This is a genomic window from Streptomyces sp. NPDC034111 (assembly GCF_055575375.1).
Genome location: NZ_JBVIST010000001.1, coordinates 336,296 through 359,544 on the forward strand (window position 1 = coordinate 336,296; position 23,249 = coordinate 359,544).

A 23,249-nucleotide genomic window follows, 5' to 3' on the forward strand; every position below is an offset into this window, starting at 1 on the left:
CGTGATCAGGACTGCTGATGCAGCCCCAGATTCTCGTAGATTTCCAGCGTCGCCGTGGAGTGGTTCAGGGTAATGAAGTGCAACCCGGGAACGCCCTCGGCCATCAAGCGCGCACACAATTCCGTCGCGTACTCGATGCCAATGGAGCGTACCGCCGCCGGGTCGTCCTTGACGGCCAGGATGCGCTCGGCCAGATCGGGCGGGAAGGCCGCATTGCTGAGCTGCGCGAACCGCTCGATCTGACGGACGTTCGTGACCGGCATGATCTCCGGAATGATCGGCGTCGGGCAACCCGCGGCCGCGACCCGGTCCCGCAGCCTGAGGTAGTCCTCGGGGTAGAAGAACATCTGGGTGATCGCGAAGTCCGCACCGGCCCGGCACTTGGCCACGAAGTGGGCCACATCGGTGTCCCAGTCCGTCGAGCGCGGGTGCATCTCGGGGAAGGCGGCGACGCCGACGCAGAAGTCGCCGGACTCCTTGATCAGCCGGACCAGGTCGGCGGCGTAGGCGACGCCCTCAGGGTGCTTGACCCACTCGCCCATCGGGTCGCCCGGCGGGTCGCCGCGCAGTGCGAGCATGTTGCGGATCCCGGCGTCGGCGTACTGGCCGATGATGTTGCGCAGGTCCGCGGTGGAGTGGTTGACCGCGGTCAGATGCGCGACCGGGGTCAGGGTGGTGTCGGTGGCGATGCGCTCGGTGGCGCGCACCGTGCCGTCACGGGAGGTGCCGCCGGCGCCGTACGTCACGGAGACAAAGGTCGGGGAGACGGCCTCGATCCGACGAATGGCGTTCCACAGGGTCCGCTCACCCTTCTCGGTTTTCGGGGCGGCGAACTCGAACGAGTAGGACTGCTTGCCGGACGCAAGCAGTTCGCGCACCGTGCGTGCGCGATCAGTCCTGGTGGAAGCTGTACCTAGGGCCATACCGGCAGGTTAACCACCGGCCGGTCACACACCAACCGTCATCGGCGTTATGCCTGGTTGGTCGGCTTCATGTCCACTGGTTGGACATTTTCCGGCCGCACGGCCGTAAGGAAACGGCCCGACACCCACCACAAAGCGACCTAGGTCACTACGGGCCGGCCCTCCCAGCCCCGGACGCGCTTGGCCAGGGCCGCGGCCGCCGCGCCCGGGTCGTCGGCCTCGGTGATCGCCCGGACCACCACGACCCTGCGGGCACCCGCCGCGAGCACCTCGTCGAGATTGCCCTCGTCGATCCCGCCGATCGCGAACCAGGGGCGCTCCGGTGCCCGGGCCGCGGTGTAGCGGACCAGGTCGAGGCCGGGGGCGTGGCGGCCGGGCTTGGTGGGTGTGGGCCAGCACGGGCCCGTACAGAAGTAGTCGACGCCCGGCTCGGCGAGCGCGGCGTCCACCTCGGCCTCGGCATGCGTGGAGCGGCCGATCAGGACGTCCGGTCCGAGGACGGCGCGGGCGGCCGGGACCGGCAGATCGCCCTGGCCGAGGTGCAGCACATCGCTGCCGATGGCGTGGGCGACGTCCGCACGGTCGTTGACCGCGAGCAGCTTGCCGTGCCGTCGGCAGGCGTCCGCGAAGACCTCCAGGTGCCGGAGCTCCTCGCCGGCCTCCATGCCCTTGTCGCGCAGCTGGACGATGTCCACGCCCGAGGTGAGCACGGCGTCCAGGAACTGCGGAAGGTCGCCCTGGGCCGTGCGGGCGCCCGTGCAGAGGTAGAGCCGGGCGTCGGCCAGGGCTTGTCGTGCGGTGGTCATCGGGCGGCTTCCCCCCGGGTCGGGGGCGTACGGGACGGCCGTCCGGCCCGTACGCCCCTGGGATGTGGTTACGGATGCTGGTGCAGGGTGCTGAGCGGAGCGCGCCGCACCGGGCGGATCAGACGGCGAGCGCCTGCGCCCGGCGCTTCACCTCCGTACCGCGGTTCTCACGCAGCGCCTGCGCCGGGGTCCCGGGCAGGCTCTCATCCGCGGTGAACAGCCACTCCAGCATCTCCTCGTCGGTGAAGCCGTCGTCCTTCAGGAGCGTGAGCGTGCCGACGAGGCCCTTGACCACCTTGTCGTCCTTGATGAAATCGGCGGGTACCTGGAGCACCCTGTTCTCCCCACGGCGCACCGCGATCAGCTGGCCCTCCTTGACCAGCTGCCGGACACGTGTCACCTCGACGCCGAGCCGTTCGGCGACGTCGGGGAGGGTGAGCCAGGCGGGGACGAGTCCATCGATGTTTGCGTCAATCTCGGTCACAGGACAAGCGTGCCACCTCGCACTGACAGCCGGTAGCCGGGCATCGCCATCAGGGGCCCGCGGCACACCGGAGGGTGACGGCACACCCCGCCGCACACCCAGCCGCACACCCGGCCGGCTGCCCGCCCTACCGCGCCGCCGCCTTCAGCGGTACGGCCGCGTTCGCGGCCCGCTCCCGGTCCAGGGACACACCCCGCTCGATGAGCTTGCGGCCCTGGGCGAGGTCGCGCGGGCGCCCCACGGCCAGCAGCGCGACGAGCCGTCCTGCGCCTTCCCCGGCACCGGCCGCGCCCGGCTCACGGCGCAGCCAGAGCACCGACCAGGCGGCGCCTGCCGGGTCGCCGCGCCAGACCAGCTCGTCGCCCTCCACGTGGTGGCCCGCGTACTGGACGAACCGGCCGAACTGCTCGGACCAGAAGTACGGCACGGGGTCGTAGACCAGCTCCTCCGCCCCGCCGAGGGCGATGTTCTCGGCGACCGTACGGGGGCCCTGGAGGGCGTTGTCCCAGTGGTGGATCAGCAGCCGGCTGCCGTAACGGGCCGACGGGAAGGAGGCGCAGTCGCCGACCGCGTACACATCGGGCACCGAGGTGCGCAGCTGCTCGTCGGCGAGCACCGAGCCGTCCTCGGGCGAGAGCTCGACGCCCGAGCCGGCCAGCCAGGCGGTGGCGGGCCGGGCGCCGATCCCGACAACCACCGCGTCGGCGGGCAGCCGGGTGCCGTCCGCGAGGGTGACCTGCCCGGGGGTGACGGACTCGACCCGGGCGCCGGTGCGCAGCTCGGCGCCGGCGTCCGCGTACCAGCCGGTCATATGGGCGGCGACCTCGGCGGGCAGCGCACCGGCCAGCGGGCGGTCGGCGGCCTCGACGACGGTGACCGCGCAGCCCGCCTCGCGTGCGGCGGTGGCGAACTCGGCGCCGATCCAGCCGGCCCCGACGACCACGATCTCGTGCTGGGCGGCGAGCACCGGGCGCAGCCGTTCGGCGTCGTCGAGGGTGCGCAGCAGATGGACGCCGGGCAGCCCCTCGCTGCCGGGCAGGGTGATCGGATCGGCGCCGGTCGCGATCACCGCGTAGTCGTAGCCGACCGGGCCCTCGGCCGTATGGACCAGCCGGTCCTGCGGGGCCAGGGCGGTGACCCGGCGGCCCAGGTGGAGGTCGATGCCGAGCCCGGCGAAGTCCACGTCGAAGGCCGAGCCGTCGGCCTTGCCCAGCAGTACCGCCTTGGACAGCGGGGGGCGGTCGTAGGGCGGGTGGGGCTCGTCGCCGATCAGGGTGATCGTGCCGGGCCAGCCCTGTTCGCGCAGGGCGACGGCGGTCTGCACACCCGCGATTCCGGCGCCGACGATCACGACGCGGGGCGTGCGGTCAGGGGCCTGGGAGGACTTGCTCTGCTCGCTCACCCACTCACTTTAGGACGGGCCGCGACGGGGCTCGCAGCAGCGCGCAAGGAGATCTCTGACACACCGTCACAGCCGGTCGCGCCGGTGCACGGGGATGCGCCGCGAGCCCCTGGGAGCCCGTGCAGGCGCCGAGGCGCTGCCTTACGGCGCCTCGCGCCCCCGTATTAGGGTGACGGCTACACGCACTCGCGGGAGCCCGGACGCACCGGGCTGAGAGGGAGGCTGGCCGGCCTCCGACCGTACGAACCTGATCCGGGTCATGCCGGCGAAGGGAGGAGCTGGACGCCCATGCATCCATCTGCCACACCGTCCACACCAGCTACCGGGAACCCCGACGTGCTCGTCATCGGGGGCGGCATCATCGGCCTGGTCACCGCCTGGCGGGCGGCCGGCCGCGGGATGACCGTCGCGGTGGCCGACCCGGCGCCCGGTGGCGGCGCGGCCTACGTCGCGGCCGGGATGCTGGCCGCGGTCACCGAGCTCCACTACGGCGAGCAGACCCTGCTGGGCCTCAACCTCGCCTCGGCACGCCGCTATCCGCGCTTCGCCGAGGAGCTGGAGGAGGCCGGCGGGCAGCGGATCGGCTACCGGCGGTGCGGCACCCTGGCCGTCGCGCTGGACGCCGACGACCGCGCCCACCTGCGCGAGCTGCACGCCCTCCAGCTCCGGTCGGGCCTGGACTCACAGTGGCTCACCGGCCGGGAGTGCCGCCGTCTGGAGCCGTTGCTGGCCCCCGGCGTACGCGGCGGGCTCCGGGTCGACGGCGACCATCAGGTCGATCCGCGGCAGCTGGCGAGCGCCCTGCTGGTGGCCTGCGAACGGGCCGGGGTGGTCTTCCACCGGAGCCGGGCCGAGCGGCTGACGGTCGGGCGGGAGCGTGCCACCGGCGCCGAACTCGCCGACGGCACAAGGGTGTCGGCCGGGCAGACCGTACTGGCCGCGGGCAGTGAGAGCGGCCGGCTGGCCGGGGTGCCCGACGAGGTGCGGCCGCCGGTACGCCCGGTCAAGGGCCAGGTACTGCGTCTGCGCCTCCCCCGGGTGCCCGCCGGTTCCCCCGCCTTCCTCTCGCGCACCGTACGGGCCGTGGTCCGCGGCAACCCGCTCTACCTGGTGCCGCGGGAGAACGGTGAGCTGGTCATCGGCGCCACCAGCGAGGAGCTGGGCTGGGACACCACCGTGACCGCCGGCGGCGTCTACGAGCTGCTGCGGGACGCGCACGAGCTGGTCCCGGGCATCACCGAGCTGCCACTCGTGGAGAGCTGCGCAGGGCTGCGCCCCACCTCCCCCGACAACGCGCCGCTCCTGGGCCCGACCGCGCTGCCCGGCCTCCACCTGGCCACCGGCCACTACCGCAACGGCGTGCTGCTGACGCCGGTCACCGGTGACGCGATGGCCGAGGCCCTGGCCACCGGAAGCCTCCCCGAAGAGGCCCGACCCTTCACCCCCGCACGCTTCGCCCCCGCCACCGAGCGCACCCGCCTCCTGGAGGAGCAGCCCGTATGAGCGCCCCCGACACCACCACCGTGTCCGTGTCCCTCAACGGCGAGACCCGGGAGATCCCCGGCGGCCTCACCCTCGACCGGCTCGTCGCCACCCTGACCACGGCGCCCTCAGGGGTGGCCGCCGCGCTCAACGAGGTCGTCGTCCCCCGCACCCGGTGGGCCGCCACCCCGCTCGGCGAGGGCGACCGCGTCGAGGTGCTCACCGCCGTCCAGGGAGGCTGATCATGGCCGATGACCAGCTCACCCTCGCCGGCACCACCTTCGCCTCCCGCCTGATCATGGGCACCGGCGGCGCGCCCAGCCTCGACGTCCTGGAGCGTGCGCTGCTCGCCTCCGGTACGGAGCTGACGACGGTCGCCATGCGGCGGCTGGACCCCACCGTGCAGGGCTCGGTGCTGTCCCTCCTCACCCGACACCACATCCGGGTGCTGCCCAATACGGCGGGCTGCTTCACCGCGGGCGAGGCGGTGCTCACCGCCCGGCTCGCCCGGGAGGCGCTGGGCACGGACTGGGTCAAGCTGGAGGTCGTCGCCGACGAGCGCACCCTGCTGCCCGACCCGGTCGAGCTGCTGGAGGCCGCCGAGACCCTGGTCGACGACGGCTTCACCGTGCTGCCCTACACCAACGACGACCCGGTGCTGGCCCGCAAACTGGAGGATGTCGGCTGCGCCGCGATCATGCCGCTGGGCTCGCCGATCGGCTCCGGCCTGGGCATCCGCAACCCGCACAACTTCCAGCTGATCACCGAGCGGGCCGGCGTACCGGTCATCCTGGACGCGGGCGCCGGCACCGCCTCGGACGCCGCACTCGCCATGGAGCTGGGCTGCGCCGCGGTGATGCTGGCATCCGCCGTGACCCGCGCACAGGAGCCCGAGCTGATGGCCCACGCGATGCGCCACGCGGTCGAAGCGGGTCGCTATGCCCGCCGGGCGGGCAGGATTCCGCGCCGGCACTTCGCCCTTGCGTCCTCACCTACGGAGGGTGTGCCTGCGCTGGACCCTGAGCGGCCTGCGTTCTAGCCCACGTTTTTGGCTTTCCCGCCTTGGTGGTTTCTCGCCGTGGCGCCTGCGGCGGGCCAGGTGGTGGTCGGGTGCGGTGACGGACCTCCGGGGCCTTGTTTGTGGACTGCTTCGCTTTACGTCCACAAACAAGGCCCCTCCGGCCCGTCCCCTCCCGTTGTGGGGAAGGGAAAAGGCCGGTGGGGGTGCACGTAAGAGATCACGTGCACCCCCACCGGCCTCTACCACCCACTCACGGGAGGGGCCGCGCCGCAGGACGAAGTCCGGAGGAGCGGCACCGCACCCGACAGCCCACGCCCGCCGCAGGCGCAACGGCGAGACGGGACACGGCGCCGCACCCGACAACGTACGAATAGACTCCCCTTCCGTGGATACGACGCTCGAAGACCCCCTCGTAGGCCAGCTGCTCGACGGCCGATACCGCATCCAGGCGCGCATCGCGGCCGGCGGTATGGCCACGGTCTACCGGGCCGTGGACACCCGGCTCGACCGTGTGCTCGCGCTGAAGGTGATGCATCCGAGCCTGGCCACGGACGGGGCGTTCGTGGACCGTTTCATCCGTGAGGCGAAGTCGGTCGCCCGGCTGTCGCATCCGAATGTGGTGGGCGTCTTCGACCAGGGCACGGACGGGACGTACGTCTATCTGGCGATGGAGTACGTCGCCGGCTGCACGCTGCGCGATGTGCTGCGCGAGCGGGGTGCGCTCCAGCCGCGGGCCGCGCTGGACATCCTGGAGCCGATCCTGGCCGCCCTGGGGGCCGCGCACCGCGCCGGTCTGGTGCACCGCGACATGAAGCCGGAGAACGTGCTGATCGGGGACGACGGCCGGGTCAAGGTCGCCGACTTCGGTCTGGTGCGCGCGGTGGACACCAACACCACCTCTTCGACGGGCTCGGTCCTGGGGACCGTGTCGTATCTGGCGCCCGAGCAGCTGGAGCACGGCACCGCCGACGCCCGGGTCGATGTCTATGCGTGCGGTGTGGTGCTCTACGAGATGCTGACCGGCAGCAAGCCCCATACGGGCGGCTCGGTGGCGCAGGTCATCTATCAGCATCTGCACGAGGACGTACAGCCGCCGTCCGCGCTGGTGCCGGGGCTCGCGCCGGGGCTGGACGCGCTGGTCGCGCAGGCGACCGCCCGCGAACCGCAGCAGCGTGCGCAGGACGCGGTGGTGCTGCTGTCCCGTGCCCGGGAGACGCGGGCGGGGCTGACCGACGAGCAGCTGGACGTCGTACCGCCGCAGGCCAAGGAGGTGCCGGCGGGCGGTGCCGGCAGCGACTCGGAGCCCACGGACGTGATACCCCGGGCCGCCGCCGTGCAGCTGCCGTTGCCGGGGGCGGACGAGGCGGAGCTGAACCGGACCAGCCGGCTGGAGGTGCCGCCGCCGGAGCAGACGACCCGGCTGCGGCCGGTGGCTGCGCCCGTGGCGCCCCCTGGCGGGCTGCTCCAGCGGCGCAGGCTGGCCACGATCATCGCGGCGGTGCTGTTGGTCCTCGGCGTCGGTACGGGCGTCTGGTACATCAACTCCGGCCAGTTCACCACCGTCCCGGCGGTGCTGGACATGCCGCAGGCCAAGGCCGAGAAGACCCTGCGGGACGCGGGTCTGGGGGTCAAGGTCGTACGCGGTTTCAGTCCCAACGTGGAGCGCGGGCACGTCATGAAGACGGACCCCGCGACCGGCAAGCGGATCCGCGGGACGTGGACGGTCACGCTCACCGTCTCGCGTGGCCCGGACATCGTCGCCGTCCCGGATCTCTCGGGCACCCCGGTCGCGGACGCCAAGCGCAAGCTGCGCGACCGCGGTCTGATCCCGGGCACCGAGACCCGGGCGTTCAGCGATGAGGTCGCCAAGGGTTCGGTGATCCGTACGGACCCGGTGGCGGGCAGCAAGCGGCGGCCCGATACGGCGGTGGCGCTGACCATCAGCCGGGGCCCTGAGGTCGAGGTGCCCGGGGTCATCGGCAGCGAGCGCGCGGACGCCGCGGACACGCTGCGCGAGGCGGGCTTCAAGGCGCGGTTCGCCGAGCAGCCGGTGTTCTCGCCGGAGGACAAGGGCACCGTCGCCCGTCAGTCGCCGGGTGAGGGCGGCAAGCTCGGCAAGGGTGACACGGTCACCCTGACGCTCTCCAAGGGCCCGGAGATGATCACCGTCCCGGATGTCACCGGCAAGAAGGCCGAGGACGCCAAGAAGGAGCTCACCGCGCTCGGCTTCCGGGTCGAGGTGAAGAAGCCGTGGCTCTTCCCGCAGGACGAGGTCGACTCGCAGTCCGTCGAGGGCGGCCAGAAGGCGCCCAAGGGCGGCACGATCACCATCAAGCTCAAGGGAGCCCTGTAGGCAGCCGGTGCCGGGTGCCGTACGGCCGTCGTGCGGCACCTGGCACCCTGGGAGGGTGAGCAGATCCCCCTCCCCCCAGGGCGCCGAGCAGCGCGCCCGGGCCCGTAATCCGGTCGGTGGCCATGTGCCGGTGGCCGGCGGGCTGGCGAAGACCGGCATTCCGTACGCCCGTGAGATGGGCGATGAAGTCGTCCAGGTCTTCGTGGCCAATCCGCGCGGCTGGGCGACGCTGCCCGGCAACCCCGAGCAGGACGAGGCGTTCCGCGCGGCCTGTGCGCTCCAGGGGATGCCGGCGTATGTGCATGCGCCGTATCTGATCAACTTCGGCTCGCACACCGAGGCGACCGTCGAGCGGTCCGTGGCCTCGCTGCGGCATTCGCTGCGCCGGGGCCGGGAGATCGGTGCGCTCGGGGTGGTGGTGCACACCGGGTCGGCGACCGGCGGGCGCCCGCGTACGGTGGCGATGGCGCAGGTCAGGGAGCGGCTGCGGCCGTTGCTGGACGAGCTGACGCACCCCGAGGACCCCTGGCTGCTGCTGGAGCCGACGGCCGGACAGGGCGCGTCGCTGTGTGCCCGGGCGGAGGATCTGGGGCCGTACTTCGATGCGCTGGACCGGCACCCGAAGCTGGGGGTCTGCCTGGACACCTGCCATGCGTTCGCGGCCGGGCACGACATGGCGGCGCCGGGCGGGACGAAGGCGCTGCTGGACGAGCTGGTGGAGGTCACCGGCGAGGGACGGCTGAAGCTGATCCACGCCAATGACTCCAAGGACGTGGCCGGCGCGCACAAGGACCGGCACGCGAACATCGGCGCGGGGCATATCGGTACGGAGCCGTTCGCCGAGCTGTTCAGCCATCCGTCGACCGCCGGGGTGCCGCTGGTCGTGGAGACACCGGGCGGCAAGGAAGGCCATGCGGCGGACGTGGCCCGCCTCAAGGGGCTGCGGGCGCCTTAGGGGGAGGGGCGAACAGATCCCGTAGGGGGTGCGAGGGCCCCCTACGGGGCCTCAACGGGGTGGGTGCGGGGGGTATTCCCGTCACAGCTCGGGGCCGTCCCCGGGCTCTTCCTGGTAGGAGTAGCGCTGTTCGCGCCAGGGGTCGCCCAGGTTGTGGTAGCCGCGCTCCTCCCAGAAGCCGCGGCGGTCAGCCCGCATGTATTCGATGCCGCGGACCCACTTGGGGCCTTTCCAGGCGTACAGATGGGGCACGATCAGGCGGACCGGGAAGCCGTGCTCGGCGGTGAGCAGTTCACCGTCGCGGTGGGTGGCGAAAATGCAGTTCTCCGCGGCGAAATCCGCCAGCCGGAGATTCGAGCTGAAGCCGTACTCGGCCCACACCATCACATGGGTGACGTCGGGCGCGGGCGGCGCAAGATCCAGAATGGTCTTGGAGAGCACCCCGCCCCATTCGGCTCCGAGCATGCTGAATTTCGTCACGCAGTGCATATCGGAGACGACCGTGGTGTACGGAAGTGCCGTGAATTCGTCGTGCGACCAGCAGTGCTTCGCACCGTCCGCGGTGGCGCCGAAGGCCCGGAACTCCCAGCGTTCGGCGCGGAACTTGGGGACCGGCCCGTAATGCGTCACCGGCCAGCCCCGCTGGAGCCGCTGCCCGGGAGGCAGCTGTGGCTGCTCCGCTCCGTGGCTTTCCGGCTGACCCATGCCCTCCATGTTGTCAGACCGGAAGGGGTGCCGATGACCAGGGAGGGAGGGAATCGGGCAACTCCTACTAAGCGTGCACTTACTGGACGGTGCTTCCGGGCGGTGCGAGGATGCGCGGCACCTGCCCAGTTCTCGCGTGGAAGGAGCCCGCAGCCATGCAGGGTGACCCCGAGGTCATCGAATTCCTCAACGAGCAGCTGACCGCCGAGCTGACCGCGATCAACCAGTACTTCCTGCACGCCAAGATGCAGGAGAACTTCGGCTGGACGAAGCTCGCGAAGTACACCCGTGCCGAGTCCTTCGACGAGATGAAGCATGCGGAGGTCCTGACGGACCGGATTCTCTTCCTCGAAGGCCTGCCGAATTACCAGCGGCTGTTCCACGTACGGGTCGGCCAGTCCGTCACCGAGATGTTCGAGGCGGACCGGCAGATCGAGGTGGAGGCGATCGACCGGCTCAAGCGCGGTATCGAGCTGATGCGCAACAAGGGCGACATCACCTCGGCGAACATTTTCGAGGCCATTCTCGCGGACGAGGAGCACCACATCGACTATCTCGACACCCAGCTGGAGCTGGTCCAGAAGCTCGGGGAGGCGCTCTATCTGGCCCAGGTGGTCGAGCAGCCGAGCTGAGCGGACGGCGCCATGGCGGGAGCCCGGCGTACCGCCCTGGGGACTACGCGGCCTCCGAGAGCACCGCGGGCGCCGGTGCGCCCACCCCCGCGACCGGCTGTGGCCCCGGCGTCTGCTCGTCCGTCGCCAGCGGGTCGGACGCGCCGTTGTCGACGAGGTCCCGGCGGGGGCACGAGCCGCGGCCGAGCAGCGCCTGGATGCGGCGTACGCAGTTGCCGCAGTCGGTGCCGGCCTTGCAGGCGGAGGCGATCTGGCGCGGCGTGCAGGCGCCGGTGCCCGCGTGCTCGCGGACCTGCTGCTCGGTGATCCCGAAGCAAGAGCAGACGTACACGCGGTTTCACCTCTTGGGGCGGCTCGGAGAGGACTCGTCGACCAGACCAGCTGATCTTGAGTGAGGTTACCCTTACCTTACCTGGCCCGGCGGGCCCCCACAACGCCCGAACGGCCCCGGACAGCGCAGTGGGGCGCGGATCACACGATCCGCGCCCCACTGCGTTCGGTCCCGCTCACTGATCGCGGTACATCTCCGCCACCAGGAAGGCCAGGTCCAGCGACTGGCTGCGGTTGAGCCGCGGGTCGCAGGCGGTCTCGTAGCGCTGGTGCAGATCATCGACGAAGATCTCGTCGCCGCCGCCCACGCACTCGGTGACATCGTCGCCGGTCAGCTCGACGTGGATGCCGCCAGGGTGGGTGCCGAGGCTCTTGTGGACCTCGAAGAAGCCCTTGACCTCGTCCAGCACATCGTCGAAGCGCCGGGTCTTGTGACCGGAGGCGGCCTCGAAGGTGTTGCCGTGCATCGGGTCGCAGATCCAGGCGACCTGCGCGCCGGAGGCGGTGACCTTCTCGACCAGCTCGGGGAGCTTGTCGCGGACCTTGTCCGCTCCCATGCGGGTGATGAAGGTCAGCCGGCCCGGCTCGCGCTCCGGGTCGAGCCGCTCGATGAGCGTGAGCGCGTCCTCGGGCGTGGTCGTCGGGCCGAGCTTGACACCGATCGGGTTGCGGATGCGCGCGGCGAACTCGATGTGCGCACCGTCCAGCTGACGGGTGCGCTCGCCGATCCAGACCATGTGGCCGGAGACGTCGTAGAGGTTGCCGGTGCGCGAGTCGGTGCGGGTCAGCGCCGACTCGTAGTCCAGGATCAGCGCCTCGTGCGAGGAGAAGAACTCGACGGTCTTGAACTCCTCCGGGTCCACCCCGCAGGCGTTCATGAAGTTCAGCGCACGGTCGATCTCGCGGGCCAGCGCCTCGTAGCGCTGCCCGGAGGGCGAGGACTTCACGAAGTCCTGGTTCCAGGCGTGCACCTGACGCAGATCGGCGTAGCCGCCGGTGGTGAAGGCGCGCACGAGGTTCAGGGTCGCCGCGGAGGCGTGGTACATCCGCTTGAGCCGCTGGGGGTCCGGGATCCGGGCCGCCTCGGTGAACTCGAAGCCGTTGACGGAGTCGCCGCGGTAGGTCGGCAGGGTCACCCCGTCACGGGTCTCGGTCGGCTTGGAGCGCGGCTTGCTGTACTGGCCGGCGATCCGGCCGACCTTGACCACCGGGACGGACCCGGCGTAGGTCAGTACGGCGCCCATCTGGAGAAGCGTCTTGAGCTTGTTGCGGATGTGCTCGGCGGATACGGCGTCGAAGGCCTCCGCACAGTCGCCGCCCTGAAGCAGGAACGCCTCACCACGGGCGACCGCTCCCAGGCGCTCGCGCAGCTGGTCGCACTCGCCCGCGAAGACGAGCGGCGGATAGGACTCGAGCTCCGCGATCACATCGCGCAGAGCCTCTTGGTCCGGCCAGTCAGGCTGCTGCGCCGCGGGCAGGTCTCGCCAGGTGTTGCCACCGGCGTGGGTTTCAGCGTTCACGGTCACAAAGCCAACATTACGGGGTCCGGAGGTCCCGTCCGCCCCGGCATCCGGACTTTGAGACGCACGGCACTCGGGCGGTCGGGTAGGGTGCGCCCCATGTGCACGCGACCGGCCATGAACATGAACTGGTGGTGGACCGCTCATCCGGCGGCCCACTGATTTCGCGCGCACATCCCAGAACTCCGCGAAGGCCGCCCGAGGGGCGGCCTTCAGCCTTTCCAGGCGGCCGTGCCCTCTTTCCCGGCCCACCTGGAAGGAAACCGCCATGCACCGCGCGTCCCACGTCCCGCACCCCGACGCCGCCGCGCTCGTCCAGCGGCTGCTCGACCCCGCCTGCCCGCCGTTCGCCCTGCTGCGCCGCCGCTCCCCCGGCCGGGAGGCGGCGGACACCGTAGAGGTGCTGATCGGCGAGGTGACGGAGGTCGAGCGACTGGCCGACATCCCACTGGGTGAGACGGCGCCCGGAACGCCGGTGACCGATGCGCTGGCGCTGATCCCGTTCCGGCAGATCCGCGAGCGCGGGTTCCGGGCGCACGACGACGGCACCCCGCTGGCCGTGCTGCGGCCCCGGGAGAGCTGTGAGCTGCGGCTGGACGACGTACTGGCGGCGCTGCCTGGGCATGACGTCGCCGTGGCGGACGGGGCGTTCGATGTGGACGACGCGGCGTACGCGGAGATCGTCGGCCGGGTGGTGCGGGACGAGATCGGCACCGGCGAAGGGGCGAACTTCGTCATCCGCCGGACGTTCGAGGGCACGATCGCGGACTTCTCGGCGGCCGATGCGCTGGCGCTGTTCCGGCGGCTGCTGGCCGGTGAGCGGGGTGCGTACTGGACGTATGTGGTGCACCGCCCCGGGGTGCACACGCTGGTCGGCGCCAGCCCCGAGGTCCATGTCCGGATGAGCGGCGGGACCGTCGTGATGAACCCGATCAGCGGCACCTACCGCTACCCGGCCGGCGGGCCGACCCCCGAGAGCCTGCTGGCCTTCCTCGGCGACCGCAAGGAGGTCGAGGAGCTGTCGATGGTGGTGGACGAGGAGCTGAAGATGATGTGCACCGTCGGCGACAAGGGCGGGGTGGTGATCGGGCCCCGGCTCAAGGAGATGGCGCATCTCGCGCACACCGAGTACGAGCTGCGCGGCCGGTCCACGCTCGATGTGCGCGAGGTGCTCAGGGAGACGATGTTCGCGGCGACGGTCACCGGTTCGCCGGTGCAGAACGCCTGCCGGGTCATCGAGCGGCACGAGCCGGTGGGCCCGGACGGGCGGGGCCGCGGCTACTACGCGGGGGCCCTGGCGCTGATCGGCCGGGACGCCGGGGGCGCGCAGACGCTGGACTCGCCGATCCTGATCCGTACCGCCGACATCGCCGCCGACGGCAGGCTGCGGGTGCCGGTCGGCGCCACGCTGGTGCGCGCCTCCGACCCGCACGGCGAGGTCGCCGAGACCCATGCCAAGGCGGCCGGGGTGCTCACCGCGCTGGGCGTACGGGAGGCGCCCGCGGGCCCGGCGGACGGGGGCCGGCCCCCGCGGCTGGCCGACGACCCGCGGGTACGGGCCGCCCTGGACGCCCGCCGCGCGGATCTGGCGCCGTTCTGGCTGCGGATGCAGACCACCGCGCCGACCGCCGCGCTGAGCGGGCATGCGCTGGTGATCGACGCGGAGGACACCTTCACCGCGATGCTGGCGCATCTGCTGCGCACCTCGGGGCTGACGGTGACCGTGCGGCGCTTCGACGAGCCGGGGCTGCGCGAGGCCGCCCTGGCGCACCGGGGCCCGGTCGTGCTGGGCCCGGGGCCGGGCGATCCCTCGGACGCCGCCGACCCCAAGATGCGCTTCCTGCGGGCGCTCACCGCGGAACTGGTGGGCGGGCACCGCTCGGGCCTGCTCGGCGTCTGCCTCGGCCATGAACTCCTCGCCGCGGAGCTGGGGTTGGAGATCGTCCGCAAGGAGGTGCCGTTCCAGGGCGCGCAGGAGCGGATCGACTTCTTCGGCCGCCCGGAGACGGTCGGCTTCTACAACACCTTCACGGCCCGCTGTGACGACCGTACGGCGGCCGAACTGGCCATGCACCGCGTGGAGCTGAGCCGGGACGCGGAGACCGGCGAGGTGCATGCGCTGCGCGGTCCGGGCTTTGCGGGGGTGCAGTTCCATCCGGAGTCGGTACTGACCCTGGACGGGGCCGCGGTCACCGCGCAGCTGCTGGCAGCTGTCCTCGTGTGACCAGCATGTTCTCGTTGGTGCGGTGGGCCAGGTAGTCCTCGACGTTGGCCACGGTGGCCTCGGTGATCTGGCCGACCGCATCCTCGGTGAAGTACGCCTGGTGGGAGGTGACCAGCACGTTCGCGAAGGTCATCAGCCGTGCGAGGGTGTCGTCGCCGATCACGTCCAGGGACCTGTCGCGGTAGAAGAACGCGGCCTCCTCCTCGTAGACGTCCAGGCCGACGCCGGTGAGCCGGCCGGCCTTGAGGGTGTCGACGAGGGCGGCGGTGTCGACGAGTCCGCCGCGGCTGGTGTTGATCAGGATGGCGTCGTGCTTCATCGCGGCCAGCGCGGCGGCGTCGATGAGGTGCCGGGTGTCCGGCACCAGCGGCAGGTGGAGGGTGAGCAGATCGGCCTCGGCGCACAGCCGCTGCCGGTCGACGTACTCCATGCCCAGTGCGAGGCAGCGCGGATTCTCGGCGATGTCCCAGCCCAGCAGGTTCATCCCGAAGCCGTGGGCGATCCGGGTGAACGCCTCGCCGATCTTGCCGGTGCCGAGCACCCCGGCCGTACGTCCGCGCAGATCGCGGCCCATCAGGCCGTCCAGCCGGAAGTCGAAGTTGCGGGTGCGGTGGGTGGCGCGGACGATCCGCCGGTCGACGGCGAGGGCGAGGCCCCAGGCGAACTCGGCGACCGCGTAGGGCGAGTAGTGGGAGACCCGGCCGATGCTCATGCCGAGGTCGGCCGCGGCCTCCAGATCGATGTTGTTGAAGCCGGTGGAGCGCTGGGCGATCATCTTCGTCCCGCCGGCCGCGAGGATCTGGAGGACGTCCGCGCCGAGGTCGGCGTTGACGCTGGAGCTGACGATCTCGTAGCCGTGCGCGATGGGGGCGGTGTCGCGGTTGAGGAAGACGTCCAGGCTGCGGATCTGGTGCCGGCCGGCGAAGGCCCTGTCCAGGAACGGCCGCTCATCCGCCTGCACACCGAAGGCGACGATCTCCACATTCTCTCCCGCCGGTACGTTTCGCGTAGAAGCAATGGGCCGGATATGTCGCGTAGGCGAATATACGGCCCCTCGCCCGGCGGTGCCGCCCGGAGGGCGGGCGATCCGGTCAGCCGAAGAAGACCCCGGCCTCGGCGTAGAGGGCCGGATCGACGGTCTTCAGCCGGGCCGTCGCCTCCGCGATCGGCACCCGGACGATGTCCGTACCGCGCAGCGCGACCATCTTGCCGAAGTCGCCGTCGTGCACCGCGTCGATGGCGTGCAGCCCGAAACGGGTGGCCAGCCAGCGGTCGAAGGCGCTGGGGGTGCCGCCGCGCTGGGTGTGGCCGAGCACCGTCGTACGGGCCTCCTTGCCGGTGCGCGACTCGATCTCCTTGGCCAGCCACTCCCCCACGCCCGACAGCCGGACGTGTCCGAAGGAGTCCTTGGAGTCGTCCTTGAGGACCATCTGGCCGTCCTTGGGCATCGCGCCCTCGGCGACCACCACGATCGGGGCGTAGCGCACCTTGAACCGGGATTCGATCCACCGGCAGACCTGCTCGACGTCGAAGCGCTGCTCGGGGATGAGGATGACGTTCGCCCCGCCGGCCAGGCCCGAGTGCAGCGCGATCCAGCCGGCGTGCCGGCCCATCACCTCGACGACCAGGACGCGCATATGGGACTCGGCGGTGGTGTGCAGCCGGTCGATGGCCTCGGTGGCGACGCCGACGGCGGTGTCGAAGCCGAAGGTGTAGTCCGTGGCCGACAGGTCGTTGTCGATGGTCTTGGGGACGCCCACGCACGGGATTCCGTAGTCGTCGGACAGCCGGGCCGCGACGCCGAGGGTGTCCTCCCCGCCGATCGCGATCAGCGCGTCGACCTCCTGCTTGGTGAGGGTGTCCTTGATCCGGCGGACGCCGTCGTCCTGCTGGAAGGGGTTGGTCCGCGAGGAGCCGAGGATCGTCCCGCCCCGGGGCAGGATGCCGCGCACCGCGGAGATGTCGAGCGGCACCGTGTCGTTCTCGAGCGGCCCGCGCCAGCCGTCCCGGAAGCCGACGAGGTCGTATCCGTACTCCTGGGTGCCCTTGCGGACGATGCCCCTGATCACTGCGTTCAGACCCGGGCAGTCGCCGCCGCCGGTCAGTACTCCGACCCGCACTGCAATCACCTACATCCCGTCAGGGCCGCGCACGGCCGTGGTCGATCCGACGCCGGTCACGCTAATGGTGATCTGGGTCACTCAGGGATGGGACAAACCGCGATGACGGTGAATTTCCGGGGAGTTGATGCACGGTGTTCACCCGTACGGGCGGGGTGCGCCGGCCCGGCCGCGGGTGCGCCGGTCAGGCCTCGTCGAGCCCGCGCTCGATCGCATAGCGCACCAGCTCCACACGGTTGTGCAACTGGAGCTTGCCGAGGGTGTTCTGGACGTGGTTCTGCACCGTGCGGTGCGAGATGACCAGCCGCTCGGCGATCTGCTTGTACGAGAGTCCCTTGGCGACCAGCCGCAGCACCTCGGTCTCGCGCTCCGTCAGCTGCGGGGCGCCCGGTTTGTCCGGCGTCGCGGGGGCGGGCTCGGTCGCCAGCCTGCGGTACTCACCGAGCACCAGACCGGCCAGACCGGGTGTGAACACCGCGTCCCCGGCGGCCGTGCGCCGCACCGCGTCCAGCAGCTCCTGGGTGCTCGCCGACTTCAGCAGATAGCCGGTCGCCCCGGACTTGACGGCCTCCAGCACATCGGCGTGCTCTCCGCTGGCGGACAGCACCAGCACCCGCAGCGCGGGATTGGCACCGACCAGCTCCTTGCACACCTGCACGCCGGGCAGCCCCGGCAGGTTGAGGTCGAGGACCAGCACATCGGGCGAGGCGGCCTGCGCCCTGCGCACTGCCTGGAGGCCGTCGCCGGCCGTCGCCACCACCTCGAAGCCGGCCTCCGCCAGATCCCGCGCGACCGCGTCGCGCCACATCGGGTGGTCGTCGACCACCATGACCTTCAGGCCCGTCTGTTCACTCACGCGCGTGCCTTCCCCCGTCTTCCGCCCTCGGACTTCGCGCCCTTGGGGACCGTCAATTCCACTTCCGTGCCCTGGCCCGGGACCGAGACCCACTCGGCGCTGCCGCCCAGATCCCGCAGCCGGCCGCGGATCGACAGGGCCACGCCCAGCCGGCCCTCGCGCTCGGCGTCCGCGAGCCGGCCCTCGGGGATGCCGGGGCCGTCGTCGCGGACCGTCACGATCACCGCGTGCGGTTCGTCCTCCACCAGGATCCATGCGTGGGCACCGTCCCCCGCATGCACCCGGACATTGTCCAACGCGGCACCGACAGCGGCCTGGAGCTCCGCCGCCGCGGCGGCGGGCAGCTCGACCGGGGCACCCGGCTCGGAGAAGGTGACTCCGGCGCCGGCGTACGGGGCGAGCAGCGCCCGGACATCGCAGGGCCCGTGGGCGGCCGGTGACGCGGCACTCCGCGCCGGGGCGGCCGCCCGGTCCGCCGCGCCGCTGTCGTACGGCACCGTGGCCGGCGCATCCGGCGCCGCTCCGAGCACGGACGGCCGCACCGGGCCGCCGGCGACCAGGGTCCGCAGCGCGACCTCCTGTTCGCCCGCCATCCGGCCCAGTTCGGCCGCCTCCCCGCCGATCGCGGCCCCGCGCCGCTGCACCATCGCCAGCACCTGGAGCACGCTGTCGTGGATGTCGCGGGCCAGCCGGTCCCGTTCGCGGGTGGCGGCCTCGATCTGGAGCGCGCGGGCGAGGGTGCGCTCACTGGCCCGGGCCACCTCGACGACATAGCCGATGGCGACGCTGGCGACCCACACCAGCACCACGTTGTGGATGGTGTCGCGGGCCAGCTCCTGGCGCTCGAAGAGATTGGCGGCCGCCACCGCGCTGGAGGCCACCGCCGCCCAGCGCCAGCCGCCCTTGATCGCGAAGCCCAGTACGGCGCCCGCGGTCCAGATGGAGGGCAGCGTCGGCGCGCCGTCCATGATGCGGGCGTGGCTGTCGACCAGCAGGGTCAGCAGGATGCCGCCGACCGCGAAGCTGAGGTCGGCGATGAGGAAGCGACGGGTGCAGCGCTCCGGAGAGGTGGTACGGCGCCAGGTCAGCACCATCCAGAGGGTGAGCGCGGCCATATAGCCGGCGGCGCCGAGCGGATGCTCGTACCTGCGGTACGAGAGCGCCACCAGGCAGAGGGTGTAGACGAGGGTGAGGATGCGGTAGCCCGTGAGCGCCCGCCACAGCGGGAGCTCGACGGACATCCGCAGCACCTTCGGGGGGCGCTTGCCATGGCGTCGGGCGGCCATGGCGCCGCTCGCTGTCGGTATGTCCCAGTCCGTCATTGCCGGCCCCCACCCCTCGCCCGGCGCGCCCACGCCCGGCCTCGGCCCTGCCCGTCTCTTCGGCCTATTCGGCGGCGGCCTTCTTGGCCTGCTCCGCCTCGGCCTTCTTCTTCGCCTCCGCGGCCTTCGCCGCGTCCGCGATCTGCCGCTTGGCGGCCGTCGCGTAGATGTCCACGTACTCCTGGCCCGACAGCTTCATGATCTCGTACATGACCTCGTCGGTGACCGACCGCAGGATGAAGCGGTCGCCCTCCATGCCCTGATAGCGGGTGAAGTCCAGCGGCTTGCCGATACGGATGCCCGGCCGGATCATCTTCGGCACGATCTTGCCGGGGGGCTGCACCTTCTCGGTGTCGATCATCGCCACGGGGATGACCGGGGCGCCGGTGGCCAGCGCCACCCGGGCCAGACCGCCCGGCTTGCCGCGGTAGAGCCGGCCGTCCGGGGAGCGGGTGCCCTCCGGGTAGATGCCGAACAGCTCACCGCGCTCCAGCACCTCGATGCCGCTCTTGATCGCCGCCTCGCCCGCGCCCCGGCCGCCCGAGCGGTCGACCGGGAGCTGGCCCACGCCCTTGAAGAACGCGGCGGTCAGCCGTCCCTTCACGCCCGGCGAGGTGAAGTACTCGGCCTTCGCGATGAAGGTGACCTTGCGGTCGAGCACCGCGGGCAGGAAGAAGGAGTCCGAGAAGGACAGGTGGTTGCTCGCGAGGATCGCCGGACCCTCCGCGGGAACGTTCTCGATGCCTTCCACCCAGGGCCTGAAGGCAAGCTTCAGCGACCCGCCGATGGAAAACTTCATTGCGCCGTAGATCAACCGACTGCCTCCTGTGTGTGACGCAAAGACCTTAACCTGCCCCGGTGACACGCTCGCCCCGACCGGGCGGTGACGGTGCCCCCGCGACGGGCCCGCGCCCGTGTACACGGCTGTGGGTGACGCCGGACCTACCCGCCCGCCGTCACTTTGCGTACCCTGAGGTAACTCGCCAGGCCCCCTCATCGATCGGAGTCCCCCGGTGCCGCTCCTTCCCGGAGCCGAGCCGTTCCGCCGTGACGGCGGAGAGGTCGGCGTCCTTGTGTGCCACGGCTTCACCGGCTCCCCGCAGTCCGTGCGCCCCTGGGCCGAATATCTGGCCGGCCAGGGGCTCACGGTCGCCCTCCCGCTGCTGCCCGGCCACGGCACCCGCTGGCAGGACCTCCAGCTGACGACCTGGCAGGACTGGTACGCCGAGGTCGACCGCGAACTGCGCGCGCTGACCGAACGCTGCGCCAAGGTCTTCGTCTGCGGGCTGTCGATGGGCGGCGCGCTGGCGCTGCGCCTGGCGGCCAAGCACGGCACCGCGATCAGCGGCGTGGCACTGGTCAACCCGGCGAACAAGGTCCATGATGCCGCGGCGCCGCTGCTGCCGGTACTGCGGCATCTCGTACTGACCACCAAGGGGATCGCCAGCGATATCGCCAAGCCGGACACCGAGGAGATCGGCTACGACCGGGTGCCGCTGCACGCCGCGTACTCGCTGCGCCGGTTCTTCCAGCAGGTCGACTCCGAACTCCCCGGCGTCACCCAGCCGTTGCTGGTGATGACCAGCCCGCAGGACCACGTCGTCCCGGCGGCGGACTCCGAGCGGATCCTCGCCCGGGTCTCCTCGACGGATGTGCGGCAGACGCTGCTGGAGCGCAGCTACCACGTCGCGACGCTGGACCACGACGCGGAGCAGATCTTCCGGGACACCTTCGCCTTCATCTCGCGGCTCGCCCCGGAGGCGCAAGGGGACCGGGCGGATGCGGCCCATGAGGGGACGGCGGCCCGTGGCGGAGCGTAGCCCCCGCGACCCCCGGGACCCGCTGGACGAGGACGCCGCCTGGGCGGAGATCGTCGCGGGCTACGGCGAGCAGCCGTCGTTCCCCGCGGCGGACGACGCCGGCGACAGCGCCAGCGCCAGCACCAAGCAGGCCGGGTCCGGCACGGACGGCGCGGACGAGGGGACGGGCAAGGGCGAAGGCGGGGGCGAGGGCAAGGGCGAAGCCGCGAGCCCCGGCAGCTTCGTCGTCTTCGCGCCGGGCGTCGGCCCGCGCGACTGGTCGGCCGCGGAGGCGTCCGACGACGACTTCGACGCGACCGACGAGGGCCACTTCACCCCGCCCGAACCGCCCCCGCTCCCGAAGGCCGACACCACCACCAAGTTCGCCTGGATCGCCGTGCTGGGCGGTCCGCTGCTCCTGGTGGCCATGGTGATCCTCCAGCAGCCGGTGACCTGGTGGCTGACCGTCCTCGGCATCGGCGGCTTCCTCGGCGGCTTCGCCACGCTCGTGGCGCGGATGAACAACGACGACGAGGACGACGACCACCTTCCCGGCGGCGGCGCGGTGGTGTGAGTCAGTCCGCGGCCGGCACCCGCAGCGCCGCCAGCACCGGCAGATGATCCGAGGCGGCCAGCAGATCGCGGCCGCGTACGCCCGGCAGACCGTGCGGCACACCGCACCCGAGCACCTCGACGCCGTCGGTGACGAAGACGGCGTCGATCCGCTGCCGCGGCTCGTGGGGCGTGGCGGTGAACTCGCCGCCCCAGGGCTTGTCCGCCCAGCCGTCCGTCAGCGCCCCGGCCACCCGCCGGAAGCTCCGCCCGTCGGGCCGGTCGTTGAGATCTCCCCCGACGACCGCGTACGGCGCCCCCAGCGCGGCCACCTGTGCCAGCAGCAGTCCGGCCTGCTCGTAGCGCTCCTGCCCGTCGAGGCTGAGATGGCAGCTGAGCACGCCGAGCCGGGCCCGGCCGATGCGGACCACCGCGGTGGCGAAGCCGCGCTGGTGCAGGCCGGGGGTACGGGGCAGCAGGATGTCCTCCGTACGCTCCACATGGGCGCGGAGGGTGGAGAGGATCATCGGGCCCGCGGTCGTGCCGCCGCCGGTGACATGGACCAGACCGGTGGCGCGGGCCAGCCGCTCGGCGGCCTTGCGCCACCGGAAGAACCGCGGCGCCTCCTGGATCAGGACGAGATCGGGGGCGCAGGCCCGGATGACCCTGGCCAGCGCCGCCCGGTCGTCGCGCATCGAGCGGATGTTGTAGCTGAGCACACGGACGAGCGCGGAGCCCTGCTCGGTGCCGGACGCCGGAAGTCCGGAGTGCTCAGCCACCATCCTGTTCAGCCCTGGCGCGCCAGGTCGGCCGCACCGACCAGTCCGGCCTTGCCACCGAGCTGGGCGGCGAGCACCTGGGCGTGCGGCCGGTACTGGTTGCCGACCAGCCAGCGGCGGAAGGACTTGCGGATCGGTTCGAGCACCAGCTCGCCCTCGTCCGAGACGCCGCCGCCGACGATGAAGGCGGACGGGTCGAAGAGCGAGGCCAGGTCGGCAAGGCCGGCGCCGGCCCAGCGGGCCAGCTCGCGGAAGGAGTCGATGGCGACCGGGTCGCCCTGGCGGGCGGCCTGGCTGACGTGCCGGCCCTCGATGCCCTCGGAGGTGCCGTCGCCGAGGGAGAGCAGGATCTGGGCGTTCTCCGGGGTGGCGAAGGCGCGCTGGCGGGCGTAGCGCAGCAGGGCACGCCCTGAGGCGTACTGCTCCCAGCAGCCCTGGCTGCCGCAGCCGCACAGCAGGCCGTCGGGCACCACCCGGATGTGGCCGAACTCGGCGGCGACGCCGAAGCGGCCGCGGCGCAGCTTGTTGCCGATGATGATGCCGCCGCCCAGGCCCGTGCCGAGGGTGATGCAGATGACGTCGCTGTGGCCCTGGCCGGCGCCGAACTTGTACTCGCCCCAGGCCGCGGCGTTGGCGTCGTTCTCGACGACGACCGGGAGGCCGACGCGCTGTTCGACCTTGTCCTTGAGCGGTTCGTGGCGCCAGTCGATGTTCGGCGCGAAGAGGACCGTGGCCCGCTTCTCGTCGACATAGCCGGCCGCGCCGATGCCCACGGCCTCGATGTGATGGCCGGCACCGACGGTACGGACCGCTTCCGCGATGGCTTCGGTCAGCGCATCGGTGGCCTGCGGGGTCGCTACCTTGCACGTCTCAAGGATCGAGCCCTCTTCGTCGACCACACCGGCCGCGATCTTCGTGCCGCCGATGTCGACGCCGATGGTGAGTCCCATGTGTCCCTCAGTTTTTCGCTCGAACCCCGCCGGG

23 protein-coding genes and 1 riboswitch are annotated in these 23,249 nt (G+C 71.8%); of the genes, 9 read left to right on the forward strand and 14 right to left on the reverse strand.

The annotated features are described in order from the left end of the window. Positions 1 to 5 precede the first annotated feature (5 nt). The 4 genes from metF to ACZ55A_RS01515 all read right to left on the reverse strand — a co-directional run bounded on the left by metF (position 6) and on the right by ACZ55A_RS01515 (position 3,615). Positions 6 to 923, reverse strand: coding sequence for a methylenetetrahydrofolate reductase [NAD(P)H] (gene metF, locus ACZ55A_RS01500; RefSeq protein ID WP_468831437.1), 918 nt, complete (start codon positions 921 to 923; stop codon positions 6 to 8). Between the two features lie 140 nt (positions 924 to 1,063). Then, complete coding sequence (gene thiE / locus ACZ55A_RS01505) at positions 1,064 to 1,729, reverse strand: thiamine phosphate synthase (protein ID WP_468831440.1); 666 nt, start codon at positions 1,727 to 1,729, stop codon at positions 1,064 to 1,066. 118 nt (positions 1,730 to 1,847) lie between these two features. Further along, positions 1,848 to 2,213, reverse strand: coding sequence for an Rv2175c family DNA-binding protein (locus tag ACZ55A_RS01510; protein ID WP_468831442.1), 366 nt, complete (start codon positions 2,211 to 2,213; stop codon positions 1,848 to 1,850). Positions 2,214 to 2,340: 127 nt separating this feature from the next. After that, the gene (locus ACZ55A_RS01515) at positions 2,341 to 3,615 is read right to left on the reverse strand and encodes an NAD(P)/FAD-dependent oxidoreductase (RefSeq protein ID WP_468831444.1); all 1,275 of its coding nucleotides are present in this window, start codon (positions 3,613 to 3,615) and stop codon (positions 2,341 to 2,343) included. Positions 3,616 to 3,792: 177 nt separating this feature from the next. After that, a riboswitch (TPP riboswitch) is annotated at positions 3,793 to 3,906 on the forward strand. On the opposite strand from ACZ55A_RS01515, the gene thiO reads away from it, so the two are divergent. From thiO to ACZ55A_RS01540, 5 genes are all read left to right on the forward strand, one after another. Continuing rightward, positions 3,904 to 5,118 carry a glycine oxidase ThiO gene (gene thiO / locus ACZ55A_RS01520; RefSeq protein WP_468831447.1) on the forward strand — a complete coding sequence of 405 codons (1,215 nt, stop codon included), beginning with the start codon at positions 3,904 to 3,906 and terminating at the stop codon, positions 5,116 to 5,118. (Overlaps the previous riboswitch by 3 nt.) Then, positions 5,115 to 5,339: a sulfur carrier protein ThiS gene (gene thiS, locus ACZ55A_RS01525; RefSeq protein ID WP_468831449.1), complete on the forward strand. Its 225-nt coding sequence runs from the start codon at positions 5,115 to 5,117 to the stop codon at positions 5,337 to 5,339. Before thiO ends, thiS begins: the two co-directional genes overlap by 4 nt. A 2-nt stretch (positions 5,340 to 5,341) precedes the next feature. Beyond that, positions 5,342 to 6,136, forward strand: coding sequence for a thiazole synthase (locus ACZ55A_RS01530; RefSeq protein ID WP_468831452.1), 795 nt, complete (start codon positions 5,342 to 5,344; stop codon positions 6,134 to 6,136). Positions 6,137 to 6,503: 367 nt separating this feature from the next. Continuing rightward, complete coding sequence (gene pknB / locus ACZ55A_RS01535; protein WP_468831455.1) at positions 6,504 to 8,471, forward strand: Stk1 family PASTA domain-containing Ser/Thr kinase; 1,968 nt, start codon at positions 6,504 to 6,506, stop codon at positions 8,469 to 8,471. 55 nt (positions 8,472 to 8,526) lie between these two features. Beyond that, positions 8,527 to 9,426: a deoxyribonuclease IV gene (locus tag ACZ55A_RS01540; RefSeq protein WP_468831458.1), complete on the forward strand. Its 900-nt coding sequence runs from the start codon at positions 8,527 to 8,529 to the stop codon at positions 9,424 to 9,426. A gap of 81 nt (positions 9,427 to 9,507) precedes the next feature. Here ACZ55A_RS01540 and ACZ55A_RS01545 read toward each other — a convergent pair whose 3' ends face one another. Continuing rightward, positions 9,508 to 10,140, reverse strand: coding sequence for a sulfite oxidase-like oxidoreductase (locus ACZ55A_RS01545; RefSeq protein WP_468831461.1), 633 nt, complete (start codon positions 10,138 to 10,140; stop codon positions 9,508 to 9,510). A gap of 146 nt (positions 10,141 to 10,286) precedes the next feature. Between ACZ55A_RS01545 and bfr the strand changes: the two genes are divergently transcribed. After that, on the forward strand, positions 10,287 to 10,763 hold the full coding sequence (gene bfr, locus ACZ55A_RS01550; protein WP_468831464.1) for a bacterioferritin: 477 nt from the start codon (positions 10,287 to 10,289) through the stop codon (positions 10,761 to 10,763). Between the two features lie 43 nt (positions 10,764 to 10,806). On the opposite strand, the gene ACZ55A_RS01555 is transcribed toward bfr, so the two are convergent. Continuing rightward, positions 10,807 to 11,094: a (2Fe-2S)-binding protein gene (locus ACZ55A_RS01555; RefSeq protein WP_468831466.1), complete on the reverse strand. Its 288-nt coding sequence runs from the start codon at positions 11,092 to 11,094 to the stop codon at positions 10,807 to 10,809. A gap of 175 nt (positions 11,095 to 11,269) precedes the next feature. Continuing rightward, complete coding sequence (locus ACZ55A_RS01560) at positions 11,270 to 12,619, reverse strand: class II 3-deoxy-7-phosphoheptulonate synthase (RefSeq protein WP_468831469.1); 1,350 nt, start codon at positions 12,617 to 12,619, stop codon at positions 11,270 to 11,272. 262 nt (positions 12,620 to 12,881) lie between these two features. On the opposite strand from ACZ55A_RS01560, the gene ACZ55A_RS01565 reads away from it, so the two are divergent. Continuing rightward, a complete protein-coding gene (locus ACZ55A_RS01565) occupies positions 12,882 to 14,837 on the forward strand; it encodes an anthranilate synthase family protein (protein ID WP_468831472.1) in 1,956 nt (651 codons plus the stop codon). Here ACZ55A_RS01565 and ACZ55A_RS01570 read toward each other — a convergent pair. The 5 genes from ACZ55A_RS01570 to ACZ55A_RS01590 all read right to left on the reverse strand — a co-directional run bounded on the left by ACZ55A_RS01570 (position 14,803) and on the right by ACZ55A_RS01590 (position 19,934). After that, complete coding sequence (locus tag ACZ55A_RS01570) at positions 14,803 to 15,819, reverse strand: 2-hydroxyacid dehydrogenase (protein ID WP_468831475.1); 1,017 nt, start codon at positions 15,817 to 15,819, stop codon at positions 14,803 to 14,805. The genes ACZ55A_RS01565 and ACZ55A_RS01570 overlap by 35 nt on opposite strands. 109 nt (positions 15,820 to 15,928) lie before the next feature. Continuing rightward, entirely contained in the window at positions 15,929 to 16,957 is a 1,029-nt protein-coding gene (locus tag ACZ55A_RS01575) for a 6-phosphofructokinase (protein WP_468831477.1), read from the reverse strand. A gap of 184 nt (positions 16,958 to 17,141) precedes the next feature. Further along, positions 17,142 to 17,813, reverse strand: coding sequence for a response regulator (locus ACZ55A_RS01580; protein WP_468831480.1), 672 nt, complete (start codon positions 17,811 to 17,813; stop codon positions 17,142 to 17,144). Further along, entirely contained in the window at positions 17,810 to 19,054 is a 1,245-nt protein-coding gene (gene macS, locus ACZ55A_RS01585; protein ID WP_468831483.1) for a MacS family sensor histidine kinase, read from the reverse strand. The genes ACZ55A_RS01580 and macS overlap by 4 nt, the downstream gene beginning before the upstream one ends. 145 nt (positions 19,055 to 19,199) lie before the next feature. Then, positions 19,200 to 19,934 (reverse strand): lysophospholipid acyltransferase family protein, encoded by a 735-nt coding sequence (locus ACZ55A_RS01590; protein WP_468831486.1) that lies wholly within the window; start codon positions 19,932 to 19,934, stop codon positions 19,200 to 19,202. Positions 19,935 to 20,148: 214 nt separating this feature from the next. Here ACZ55A_RS01590 and ACZ55A_RS01595 point away from each other — a divergent pair, with 214 nt between their 5' ends. Continuing rightward, positions 20,149 to 20,955, forward strand: a complete 807-nt coding sequence (locus tag ACZ55A_RS01595; protein ID WP_468831489.1) for an alpha/beta hydrolase — start codon at positions 20,149 to 20,151, stop codon at positions 20,953 to 20,955. Beyond that, entirely contained in the window at positions 20,942 to 21,508 is a 567-nt protein-coding gene (locus tag ACZ55A_RS01600) for a hypothetical protein (RefSeq protein ID WP_468831492.1), read from the forward strand. The genes ACZ55A_RS01595 and ACZ55A_RS01600 overlap by 14 nt, the downstream gene beginning before the upstream one ends. A gap of 1 nt (position 21,509) precedes the next feature. Here ACZ55A_RS01600 and ACZ55A_RS01605 read toward each other — a convergent pair whose 3' ends face one another. After that, the gene (locus ACZ55A_RS01605) at positions 21,510 to 22,268 is read right to left on the reverse strand and encodes an endonuclease/exonuclease/phosphatase family protein (protein WP_468831495.1); all 759 of its coding nucleotides are present in this window, start codon (positions 22,266 to 22,268) and stop codon (positions 21,510 to 21,512) included. Between the two features lie 5 nt (positions 22,269 to 22,273). Beyond that, positions 22,274 to 23,215, reverse strand: a complete 942-nt coding sequence (locus ACZ55A_RS01610; RefSeq protein WP_468831498.1) for an ROK family glucokinase — start codon at positions 23,213 to 23,215, stop codon at positions 22,274 to 22,276. Positions 23,216 to 23,249: the final 34 nt, after the last annotated feature.